Origin of the sequence: Granulicella aggregans, from assembly GCF_014203275.1 — a bacterium.
Taxonomy (GTDB): Bacteria; Acidobacteriota; Terriglobia; order Terriglobales; family Acidobacteriaceae; genus Edaphobacter.
Genome location: NZ_JACHIP010000002.1, coordinates 1,104,297 through 1,115,703, shown reverse-complemented (window position 1 = coordinate 1,115,703; position 11,407 = coordinate 1,104,297). Strand labels below are relative to the sequence as shown.

Annotated in this window: 8 protein-coding genes; 6 read left to right on the top strand and 2 right to left on the bottom strand. The window is 62.5% G+C overall.

Annotated elements, in window-relative coordinates; genetic code table 11:
- Positions 1-10: 10 nt before the first annotated feature.
- The 4 genes from HDF16_RS09910 (at position 11) to HDF16_RS09895 (ending at position 5,408) form a co-directional block, all read left to right on the top strand.
- The gene (locus tag HDF16_RS09910) at positions 11-727 is read left to right on the top strand and encodes a hypothetical protein (RefSeq protein WP_184215974.1); all 717 of its coding nucleotides are present in this window, start codon (positions 11-13) and stop codon (positions 725-727) included.
- A gap of 142 nt (positions 728-869) precedes the next feature.
- The gene (locus HDF16_RS09905) at positions 870-3,971 is read left to right on the top strand and encodes a CHAT domain-containing protein (protein WP_184215972.1); all 3,102 of its coding nucleotides are present in this window, start codon (positions 870-872) and stop codon (positions 3,969-3,971) included.
- A gap of 421 nt (positions 3,972-4,392) precedes the next feature.
- A complete protein-coding gene (locus tag HDF16_RS09900) occupies positions 4,393-4,629 on the top strand; it encodes a hypothetical protein (protein WP_184215970.1) in 237 nt (78 codons plus the stop codon).
- Complete coding sequence (locus HDF16_RS09895) at positions 4,629-5,408, top strand: septal ring lytic transglycosylase RlpA family protein (RefSeq protein ID WP_184215968.1); 780 nt, start codon at positions 4,629-4,631, stop codon at positions 5,406-5,408. Before HDF16_RS09900 ends, HDF16_RS09895 begins: the two co-directional genes overlap by 1 nt.
- A 255-nt stretch (positions 5,409-5,663) precedes the next feature.
- On the opposite strand, the gene HDF16_RS09890 is transcribed toward HDF16_RS09895, so the two are convergent.
- Both HDF16_RS09890 and HDF16_RS09885 read right to left on the bottom strand, forming a co-directional pair.
- On the bottom strand, positions 5,664-7,205 hold the full coding sequence (locus HDF16_RS09890) for a metallopeptidase TldD-related protein (protein WP_246408929.1): 1,542 nt from the start codon (positions 7,203-7,205) through the stop codon (positions 5,664-5,666).
- A 269-nt stretch (positions 7,206-7,474) separates the two neighbouring features.
- Positions 7,475-9,259 carry a TldD/PmbA family protein gene (locus tag HDF16_RS09885; RefSeq protein WP_246408927.1) on the bottom strand — a complete coding sequence of 595 codons (1,785 nt, stop codon included), beginning with the start codon at positions 9,257-9,259 and terminating at the stop codon, positions 7,475-7,477.
- A 448-nt stretch (positions 9,260-9,707) separates the two neighbouring features.
- Here HDF16_RS09885 and HDF16_RS09880 point away from each other — a divergent pair, with 448 nt between their 5' ends.
- The gene (locus HDF16_RS09880; RefSeq protein WP_184215966.1) at positions 9,708-11,006 is read left to right on the top strand and encodes a M48 family metallopeptidase; all 1,299 of its coding nucleotides are present in this window, start codon (positions 9,708-9,710) and stop codon (positions 11,004-11,006) included.
- A gap of 9 nt (positions 11,007-11,015) precedes the next feature.
- A complete protein-coding gene (locus HDF16_RS09875; RefSeq protein WP_184215964.1) occupies positions 11,016-11,369 on the top strand; it encodes a histidine triad nucleotide-binding protein in 354 nt (117 codons plus the stop codon).
- Positions 11,370-11,407: the final 38 nt, after the last annotated feature.

Sequence of the window (11,407 nt, the reverse complement as noted above, 5' to 3'; positions counted from 1 at the left end):
TAATTTTGCGATGTTTTCGATTGATCTTCCCGAGGCGACGTACCGTCGGATGGAGCTAGTCTCCGAACCACGGATTGAAAAGGGAATCGCCGCTGACGCGTTCTCCGTTCCCAGCAGTTTCATTGAGCTTTCGGACCCGCAGCACCTTATGTTGCAGAAGACGGCGGTGGATGGGGACAAGGAGCTGGAGGCATTTCTCGCGGCGAACGATGGGAGGTATCGCTATGACTATGTTCGGCTGGGGTGCAGCTTCGGGCCGCAGAATGGCGAGCGGTTCGAGAAGGCCTGGCTGAAGGTGGAGTTGAAGCCGGAGGCTCCGGTTGCGGTTGATCCGGTCACCGCTGTACATGGGCCGATTGCCTGGTCGATCTTTCCGGTGGATACTTCGCAGGAGCTCGAGGAGAGCACGAGCACGAAGTTCGGATCGACGGCGAAGCTGCTGAGCGCGGAGATTGGGTCGTCCACGAAGATCGCGAAGAAGCTGTACAGCATGAAGGGATATCGCGAGGGGAAGGCGAATCCATTTTGGGAGTTGTACAGCAACCAGGCGGACGCGCTGGATGGAGTGGTGCGGTTTCACATGGTGGTTCGGTCTCCGGTAGCGGTAGCGACACTGGGAGCGGTGAGGCTGGAGGCGGTGATCAGCAACCGGTCTTATGTGATCTTTCGGGAGCAGAGGGCTTTTGATGAAACGCCTAGCGCGGAGTTTGTGCTGCCGGGGGTGTGAGGGGTGAACGGCCCAAGGTGAAGTTTTTGGCGGACCCACCCATGGCCAAGTGCGAGCCATGGGTGGGGCACGCGCAATGACGGCTGTCATCCCACCTTGGCGGTGAAGCGGCAAGATATGAGTCACACGGTCGGAGGTCTTCATGGCGGGTGTTGTGGGCTCGAGTCAGATCCTGGAGGTGGCGCAAGAGGTTGTCGAGGGTAAGTTCACGCTTGAGTATGCGGAGAAGGTGGCGGCTACGGCGGAGTTTTACGGCAGGCTGAGTTATCCGCTGGTGTATGCGACGTGCGAGGTGGTGGAGGAGGGGCTGAGCAAGGACTGGCGGCTGTGTGTGCTGGTGATGCGGGTGCTGAACGCGGCTCTAAATGCGCGGGCGAAGAGCGGTGGGGAGGGGCAGCTCGAACTGGAGATTACGACGGCTGAGACGTGGCTCGCGGTGGTGCGGGTGGCATGCTCCGACGTGCCGGATGGACGGCTGTTTCGCGATGCTGCGGCAAGGGGCGATGCTCTGGCGGAGCGCGAGGTGGGGATGAACCCTCCGGCGAATATTCTGCACCGGTTGGGGGTGCTTTACCTGGACACGTATGTTTCAGGGCGGTCTGGCGGGAATCTCGAGAACCAGATGACGGCGTGGGTGGAACGACTGTTCGAGGAGTACAGCGAAGAAGAGCTTGCGGGGGTGCCGGCGGAGGAGTTGATGATGCCTCCGGTGAGTGAGGCGCTGAATACTGCGCTGGGGTACTTTCGGCGGGCGACTGCGCGGAGGACGGGGACGGCTCGAGGACAGACGCTGAAGGCGATTGCGCAGGCGCAGCTTTGGTTGAGTCTGTTCGATCTGCCGTTTGATCAGGGTGAGCTTATGGCGGCAGCACGCGAGGCGCTGACGCTGCTTCCCGCGGACAAGTTTCCTGCGGAGAACGCCGAACTGGGCCGAGTGTTGCAGGGGGTTTCGAACCCGGAGGGGACGAATGCCGCTGCTGATCCGGTTGCTGCCGCAAAGGCTGTAGCGGCGGCGCGCGGCGTTGTTGAGAAGCCGTTGGAGGAGTGGGTCGCCGAGCGGGGACGGGTGGCGACGATCGATGTCTTTTCGCAGTCGGCGGGGGCGGTACAAGAGGCTGATCCGGGACTGGCGCTGCAGTTGTGGATGGCGATTGATGAGCTGATTCGCGAGGAGCCGGAGTCGGTGCGGAGAGCGCACGATCAGGGGCTGGTGCCGTTTGCGATGCGGGCGATGGCTCCGGATGCGCCAGAGGCCGATGGGAGTTCGCTGCAACCGATGTTTATGAAGCTGTTTCAGACGGCGGCGGCTGAGGATTGGCCGAAGCCGAGGATGGCGTACGCGCTGCTGGCGCTGGCGGCGTCGACCACGGTGACGAGCCAGGAGGGTGAAGGGCTGGAGGCGCTGGTGTACTGCGGCGGGTTGGTGCGGAACGGGGCGGCGGATGCGGTGCTCGATCGGGCGGTGCCTTACCTGACGGCAGTGTTGCAGACGGGGCGGGCGGTGAACGCGTTTGAGGCGGGCGAGTTGGGGACGGCGGCGAAGCTGTATCTCGATGCGTTGACCGGGAATCTGCGGGCGGGGCAGCCGCTGGCGGCGCTCGATATTGTGCGGCGGATGGCCGATCTGGCGAAGCAGGGTGGAGCGGAGCAGCAGGCGGTGCTGAACGCTCTGGTGGTGGCGCTGGCTTCGAATGCGCTGGAACTTGAGCTTGCAGCGGGGGACGCGGCGACGGGGTTGATCCAGACGGCGAGCCGGTTTGCGATGGCGCGGTTGCTGGCAACGGGAACGACGAAGACGACGACGGTGCTGTTCCTGCTGGACGCGGCGAAGGGGCGGCGGTTCCGGTCGGCGCTGGCTACGCCGGGCGGGGCGATTGCATGGCTGAATGACCATAGGACTTTGGAGACAGAGCGGGAGATTGCGAAGCTGCGGGCCCAGGTTGAGTTGGAGCCTCCGGCTACTCCGGCGGCGTTGAGCAAGAACATGGTGCTGACGGCGTACGTGAGTCCGAAGGAGATGCGGGGCGGAGGGACGGCGGCAGAGCAGTTGCGGAATATGCAGATCCGGTTTGATGGCGGGTTGGACCGGCAACTGGCGACGGATGATTCGGAGAAGTGGTCGCCGGATTTGGAGAGTCTGCAGACGAGGCTGGATGAGAAGACAGTGCTGGTGATGGAGTACATCGGGACGCATGCGACTGGAGCGCTGACGGTGACGACGCTGCTGATCGCGAAGGACGGGTTCGGGTCGGCGATCGCTATGATTCCGGATGTTCCTTTCGCGGATGTTTTTATGAGCAGCGGCGAAGAAGCGGTTGCCCAGAACGTTGTGAGCGCGGCGGTGAGTGAGCTGCGGGATAGGATTGTGAGCCCGCCGGGGCCGTTTGCGGCTGACTCGAAGGCGCTGGCGATGTTGGAGGGTGATCACGAGGTATATCTGGGCGGGCCGCTTGCGCTAAAGCTGGCGGAGTTTCGGGCGCAGGGGAAGGACCATCTTTGCTTCGTGCCGCATGGGCCGCTGCACTACTTTCCGTTCCACTTGCTGGGGCCGGAGAATGAGCCGGTGGCGGCGGAGTGGTGCGTGACTTATCTGCCGCATCCTTACTTGCTGGAGCGGAAGGCGGCGGAGGTTGCGGGGCTGACGGAGCTGACTTCGATTGGGGTGAACTTTGCGCCGGGGAACGTCTTTCATCTTGATCCGTTGAGCGGGTGTGAGGAGGAGGCGGCTACGGTTGCTTCGTCTTTCACAGGGGCGAAGTTGTTGGTGGGGCCGGATGCGAATGAGGCGGCTGTGCTCGGGGCGCTCGCTTCGAGCCGGCGGGTACATATTTCGACGCATGGGTTGCACACGGCGAATGCACCCGCGTTTCAGTGTGTGTTTTTGAATGCGGGTGTCGGTGGCGATGGGATCTTGAATGCTTATGAGTTGCTGAGGCTGGATTTGCGCGCGCTGGATCTGGTTACGTTCAGTGCTTGCGAGACGGCGCTGGGGCGGTTCGATCCGGCGGATAATTTGAGGGGGATCCCGGCGGCTCTGCTGGTGGCGGGGGTGTCGACGATTGTGGGGACGTTGTGGAACGTGGAGACCGAGACTTCGACTTACTTCTTTACGAGGTTTTACCGGTGGTTGAAGGAGACGGGGAGAAAGAAGGCGGCGTTTCAGAAGGCGCAGACGGAGACGCGGGGGCGGTTTCCGAAGTATCGGGATTGGGGGGCGTTTCAGTTTATTGGGGGGTGGGGGTAAATCCTCCATCGGTGGCAGGAAGGTTCAAGCGGTATGGGTGGCGTGGAGTCGCTCGGGGTCCTTCGACTGCGGCGCGTTGCGCCTTTGCTCAGGATGACGTCAAGGGCAAGGGCAGATGCGGGGTCTCTCCACTGCGCCACGCGATGAAACTGCGTGGCTTTGGTCGAGATGACGTTTCTTTGAGGATTGGTGGCGGACCCACCCATGGCCAAAAGCGAGCCATGGATGGGGCACCCGCATTTGTGGCTCTGATCGCACATATCTGGCGATGAAACTGCCAGATATGGGGCACCCGGCTTTGTGGATGGATACCCGACATTTGTGGATGGGTTACCAGTTGGGGGCCTGCGGGCACATAGAGCTCTCGCGGGCTTGACCCTGGGTTTTCCACATACTCATACTCTTAGACAGAGGTTTGCATATGCCGCCTGAAGTTCCGAGACAGCCCTGGCAGGATCGTCTGCATGAGACAGCCGCGCGCGTGGAAGATGAGCTGCGGACGTTTGCGAACTACATCAACGACGAGGTGGTGCCTGACGTGCGGCGGCATAGCTCGGAGGCGCTGCGGACGGCTGCTGTGGAGTTGCAGAAGCTGGCGCAGAAGCTCGATGACGTGCGGAATGCACCGCCTCCGCCGCCGAGGCCGCCCGAGGCGTGATGTTGCGATGCGGAATCGGGTCAGGCGTGTGGGGTGCGATCGCGCTTGTTGCGTGCGTGTGGCTAGTTGCGGGATGTCATAAGCAGAGGCAGCAGGTGTATCAGCCGACTGCGCCGAGTATCGAAGAGCAGCAGCCTCCGGTGGTTGCGCGGCATAAGGCTCCGCACGTTGAGAGTGCTCCTGTGGATTCAGCGGGGATGATTCCGCCGGACGCGGTGCATGGGGCTCCGGCGTCGACGGAGATGGGGCTGGCAAGCTGGTATGGGCCGCCTTACTCGGGGCGCAAGGGAGCGGATGGGTCGGTGTACGACCAGAATGCGATGACTGCGGCGAGTCTGACGCTGCCGCTGGGGACGGTCGCGAGGGTGACCAACCTGACCAACAACCAGGCGGTGCTGGTGAAGATCACGGACCGGGGGCCGTTTGTGCGGGGGCGGATCATCGATCTGTCGCTGGCGGCGGCGAAGGCTACGGGGGTGTATCGGGCTGGAGTGGCGAAGGTGCAGGTGGAGGCTTATCCGCCGCCGCCTTCTCCGACGGGGATTCCTGGCGGACGGTGGTGCGTGCAGATTGGCGCGTTCTATAACGTCGAGGATGCGGTGCAGTTGAAGGCTGATCTGATGCGGCGGTATGCGACGGCGAAGGTGATCGAGTTCCAGGGGCCTACGGGGTATTGGGTGAGGATCAATCCGAAGTTCGCGGATAAGGCTACGGCGAAGGCGGTTGCGGATGGGATCCATATCCCGGATGCGGAGCCTTATCTGACTCGTACGGATTGAGTTGTTGGTTCTTTATCGATCGCAGTGGCGGACCCACCCATGGCCAAGTGCGAGCCATGGATGGGGCACCCGAACCCGGGTTGGTGGCTGGGATCCCACATCTGGCGATGGAGCTGCCAGATATGGGGCACCCGGCGCTGTGCGCCTTCGCTCAGGATGACGGGAGATAGGTTGGTGGTGGACCCATCCATGGCCAACTGCGAGCCACGGATGGGGCACCCAGACTGGTGGCACGCATCAACATCCGTCGCCTGCTTATTCTGCGGGTGGGGCGTAGTAGGGGAGCTTCTGCTGTTCTTCGGTGGCGCGCTTTACGGCTATGTCGCCGAAGAGGAGGCTGGGGGCGATGACGGTTTGGGGGATGGGGCCCAGGGTGTTGGCGATGTAGGGATGGTCGCCGGCGGCGATGATGTCGCTGCGCAGGCTGCGGAGGTCAAGCTCGTCGAAAGCTGCGCCGCGGACTAGCTCACGGGTGCCGTCAGCGTGAACGCGGTAGAGGAGGCGGGGGACGAGTTCGCCGCCCAGGGTTTCGACGACGTAGGCGTCGGAGCCTTGCTTGGTGGCCAGTTCGGCTAGCTTGGCCTTCATCGCGGCGTCGGTCAGGGGTTCGCTGGACTTGAAGATGGTGACGCCGGCGCGGGAGTGGGCGGGTTGGCCGAGGCCGGCGCGGCCATGGCCGTTCGATTCGGGGAAGTCTTTTACGGGTTCGCGGCCGATGACGTAGCTCATCAGTTTGCCGGAGAGGACCAGGTCGAGCGATTCGGCGGGAACGCCTTCGTCGTCAACGTCGTAGTGGCCCATGAGGTCCTTGCCGTCGAGCTTGGTGAGGAGAGGATTGTCCTTGACGTTCATGAAGTCGGGGAGGACGCGCTGGCGGAGGCTGGAGGTGTAGGCACCCTGGGTGCGGGCGGTGGTGCCGGCGTCGGGGCGGTCGGCTTCGACGTTGGGGAGGAAGAGCTTGGTGAGGGCGTCGGTGGCGGCGTCGCCGCTGAAGAAGACCGCGCCGTGATAGTCGTCGGCGTCGACGATGGGGGCGTTGCGGAGGGCCTGGTAGGACTTGAGGTCGTCGATCATGCGCTGGTGGAATGCGGCGGCGGACTCGAGGTCTTTGGCGAGGGGCGCGGAGGTTCCGTTGTCGCGGCTTAGGTGCATGCCGTCGGCGGCCTGGCCACCTACGCTGACGCTGGCGCTGTAGCCGGTGTATCCGTGGCGGACGACGGTGCCTTCGGAGTTGACGAGGTAGCGGTTGACGGCGACACCTCGAACGCTGGCGGTGGAGTACTGGACGGTATCGGCAGTCTGCTTCGCAGACGGATCGCTGGCGTAGAGACCGCTGGTCTCGATGATGCGGTGCTTCCATTCGTCGCGGTCCAGGTCAAGAGCGACGAGGGGTTTGATCTCGGTGACGGGCTTTGCGGGGGCGAAGTCGTCGGCGGTGGCCGCGGTCTGGAAGCGCTTGAGGTTGGCCTGCTTGGCGGCGTAGGCGCGGAGGGCGACCTTGTAGGCTTCGTCGGTGGCGGTCCAGAGGGCGTAGCGGAGGGCGGCGGGGTCGTTGTCTTCGGGGGCTAGCTGGACGTTGCCGTCGCCGCGGCTGCTGGAGCTATCGGCGGCGAAGTCGCCTACGCGGACGGAGACGCGGATGACGCGCTGGTGAGTGGTGTCTTCGCGGGTGAGCGCGCCGTAGTTGGCGACGGCGTCGTAGCTTGTGAGCTCGTCCATGCGGTACTCGATGAAGTAGGGGCGCTGTTGGCCGGGGAGGACGAGGAGTTTTTGCTCGCGGGAGAGCTCGGACTTCATGGCTTCTAGCATGGGGTCCGTTTGTTCGGCTTGAGCTTTATTTGTAACGAAACAAGTTGCTAATAGAGTTAGGGCGGCTAGGATGGCGATTTTGTGGCGGGGGGAGGAGGACGGTCTCGTTCTGCGGGATACCCACTCATCGCGAGAGACAAAGGCGCGATGAATGGGGCACATTGGATTCGTGGCGGACCCACCCATGGCCAAGAGCGAGCCATGGGTGGGGCACCCGGCGTTGTGGCTGGTTTGTAACTTCTTTAGGAGCTTATTCATTAGTTGGCTCCCTTCGGCGTTGCTTCGTCGGCGGAGGGTGGCGGGATCAGGGGTGGCCGGGTGGTGCCCTGGGACTGGCGCTGGGTTTCGATCTCGGAGACCAGCATGGCGGGGGCTACGGCGCTTACCGGGATAGAGCCTGACTCCGCGCCGCAGATGCCGTTGAAGATGTCCTGCTTGTCGTTGGTCGCGACGATGCGATTGAGGGCGGCTTGCGGGGTGCCGACGATGCTTACGCCGCGAACGAGTTCGTCGGGGCGGCCGTCTACGTAGACGCGGTAGACGACGAGAGGGATGACCTGGAAGGCCTGCGGGGAACGGCGGGTGGTGACGGCGAAGCCGGAGGAGATGTCTTCGAAGTAGAGGCCGTAGGGCTTGTTCTGCTTCTTCGCCTCGGCGATGAGGAGCTTGCGGAGTTCGGCGTCGCTGACGGACTTGGTCGAGGTGACGATGAGGTTGCCCTGTCTTCCGGTGGGCATATGCCCGGTCTCAGAGCGGCCGTGGCCGTTCGAGGTCGAGAAGCTGGCGATGGGCTGGCGGGACATCAGGAAGGTCTCGAGGACGCCGTTCTTGATGAGGTCGACGCGGCGGGCGGGTTGGCCTTCGTCGTCGAAGCTGTAGTGGCCGCTGAGAGGGCGGCCTTCGAACTTTTCGAGGGTGGGGTCGTCGGAGACGGAGAGGAAGTCGGGCAGGATGGGCTTGCCGAGGAGCTTGGTGAAGGTCTGGCCCTCTTCGTCGCCGCGCTGGCGTTGGCCTTCGAGGCGGTGGCCGAGGACTTCGTGGAAGAAGACGGCGGAGGCGCGGCCGCTGAGGATGGCGGGGCCGTCGAAGGGCTCGGTGATGGGCGCGTTGCGGAGGTCGACCAGGTTTTTGGCCATCGCATTCGTTTTGGCGATGAGGGTCTTCTGGTCGGGGAGGTTGCCGGTGGCGTCGGCTTCGAAGGTCTCGACGCGGAAGAGGTCCATGCCGTCGGCGGCGCGGGTGCGGGCGACGACGACGAGGCGGGCGACGTGGTTGGGAGTAGAGACTTCCTGGCCTTCGGAGGAGACGAAGTAGTCGGTTTCGGTGGAGGCCTGGAGGCCGACGGTGTTGTAGTAGATGTCCGGATATTGCTTGAAGAGGCCGGAGAGTTCGCGGAGGCGCTGCTCCCATGCGGCCTTGTCGACCTTGAGGGCGTCGGCTGCGGGGAGGAGTTGCTGCTTGGACTGCTCGGCTGAGAAGTCGGCGGAGACGTCTTCTTCTTTAGCGCGGACCTGCTGCTCGGTTTTGACTTTGAGGTAGCCGTCTAGGGCTCGGGCGTAGCCGCGGTCGGTAGCGAACCAGAGGCTGCGGGCGAGGGCGGCTCGGTCATCCGTTAGCGGGAGGGCCATGGTGGTGAGGGCGGAGGTGCGGTGGTCGCCGTGGGTGTTGTCCTGGGCGGGGGTGCCGAGGCGGATCTGGACGTCGGCTACGCGGCGGTGGAACTGGTTTGAGGCGGTGATGGCACCGTATTGGGCGGAGATGTCGATGTTCGAGGCGTCGGAGACGGCGTAGCTGAGGAAGTAGGGCTTGGGGGCCGCTGTCTCAGATGCCGTGGCTGGCTGGCTGCCTAGTTCGGACATGGCGCGCTTGAGCTCGGCCTGCATTGCCTGGACGAGCACGGGCGGCTGCGTGGGGCGCGGGAGCTTGGGCTCGGCTTCGGCATCAGCCGCAGGGCGCGGGGCTGCCGAGAGGTGGATCGCGAAGGGAGAAGTGAGGGATAGACCGAGGAAGATGCTTGTTGCCAGCCAATGCTGCTTGTTCAAAGTGAAGACTCCGCGCTGTACAGATACTCAAAGCGAGTGTAACGAATTGGTGAGGGGTGGGCCATGCGCCTTTAGAGCCTGTCGAAAAATTGAAGCTGGCGGATCTTCAATTTGAAAATGCCAGGGCGGATTTTCTCGGGATGTGCACGGCTGGGTTGAGGCGCTTGCGAGTTTGTTGGGAGAAAGGGGTGAACGCTCCTGGTAGAGTGAGCGTGGATGCAGGTCCTTCGACTGCGTCTCTTGCGGTGGGGCTGCAAGAGACTTCGCTCAGGATGACAGTCTTTCTTGGTGTTTGTAAGGCAACAGCAAGTGCAACGGCCAATGCGGGGTCTCTCCACTTCGCTTCGCTCCGGTCGAGATGACGAGTTTCTTAGGGGGTAACCGGACTTCGTGCGGGTTTGACGCGCTGTATCTTAGCTTTGACTCACCATCGAGGGAACTGTCGTCTATGAATTTCCGCTGGTTTTTGATGATGCTTGTCTGCGTGGGCTTTTTGTTGGCTGTGCCTCGGGTTGAGGCAGAGGCGACGGCCACTCATGCTTTGCAGGGTGACGCGGCGTACAGGTTGCCGCCGGCGAAGTTGAAGGTGGCGATCGAGCTGAACGGGAAGCGGACGGCGATCGAGTTTCTTTATACCGGTTGGACGATTGTGCAGTTGGTATTGCTGCTGAGGCTGGGTGCGGCGGCGTGGATGCGGCGTGTAGCTGTGGGCTTTAGTCAGAATCGGTGGGTGCAGGGATTTGCGTTCTACTTTCTATTTCTGGCGATTACTTCGCTGCTGAGTTTGCCGCTCGAGATTTATGGGCATCATGTGTCGCTGGTTTATGGGCAGTCGGTGCAGCAGTGGGGGAGTTGGTTTGCGGACAAGGGGAAGAGTTTCCTGCTGGCGTACCTGATTGGGGGGCTGCTGGTGATGCTGTTGTTCTTCTGCATCCGGCGATCGGCGCAGCGTTGGTGGTTCTGGTTCTGGATACCGACGATGGCGGCGGTGGTGTTTGGCGTATTCGTCTCGCCTATTCTGATCGATCCGATCTTCAACAAGTTTGAGCCGCTGCAGGCTTCGAATCCGGCGCTGGTGGCTCGGCTGGAGCAGGTGGTGGCGCGGGGAGGGATCGTGATTCCGCCGGAACGGATGTTCCTGATGCGGGCGAGCGAGAAGGTGACGGGATTGAACGCGTATGTGACGGGGATCGGGGCTTCGAAGCGGGTGGTGGTTTGGGACACTTCGATTGCGAAGGCTACTCCGGATGAGATCTCGTATATCTTTGGGCACGAGATGGGGCATTACGTGCTGAACCATATCTATAAGGGCATTGCGGCGGCGGCGGTGGGGCTGCTGGTGATGTTCTTTGTCGGGTATCACTGTGTGCAATGGTTGATTGCTCGGTACGGGGCGAGGGGGGGCGTTGACGGGCAGGGGGATTGGGCGGCGTTTGTGGTGGTGATGCTGGTGTTTTCGGTGTTGAGTTTTCTTGGGGAGCCTGTCGGCAACGCTGTTAGCCGGATGCAGGAGCATGAGGCGGATGTGTATGGGCAGGAGGCGATCCATGGGATCGTGGTTGATCCGCAGGCGGTGGCGCAGCGATCATTCCAGGTGCTGGGGGAGGAGTCGCTGGTGGATCCGACGCCGCATCCGCTGGTGGAGTTCTGGACGTTTAGCCATCCTCCGATTGCGGAGCGGGCGAGGTTTGCGGCGGCTTATGATCCCTGGGCTCTGGGGAACAAGCCGAAGTATTTTGGGAGGTAGGATCGTTTTATGGCCGAACAGAGTTCAGAGTGTCTTTTCTGCAAGATTGTTTATGGGGTGATTCCGGCGAAGCGGGTGTTTGAGGATGAGTTGAGTCTCGCGTTCGCGGATATCAATCCGCAGGCTCCAACGCATCTTTTGATTATTCCGAAGGAGCATCTGACTTCGCTGGCTCATGCGGCGAAGGATCACGCTGCGCTGCTCGGGCATTTGGTGTTTGTGGCTACGGAGCTGGCGCGGAGTTATGGGTTGGAGAAGGGGTATCGGGTGGTGGTGAACACTGGGGATGATGGCGGTCAGACGGTGCAGCATCTGCATGCGCATTTGTTGGGTGGACGGGCGATGAAGTGGCCTCCGGGATAGAGTTCGTGGCGGACCCACCCATGGCCAAGTGCGCGCCA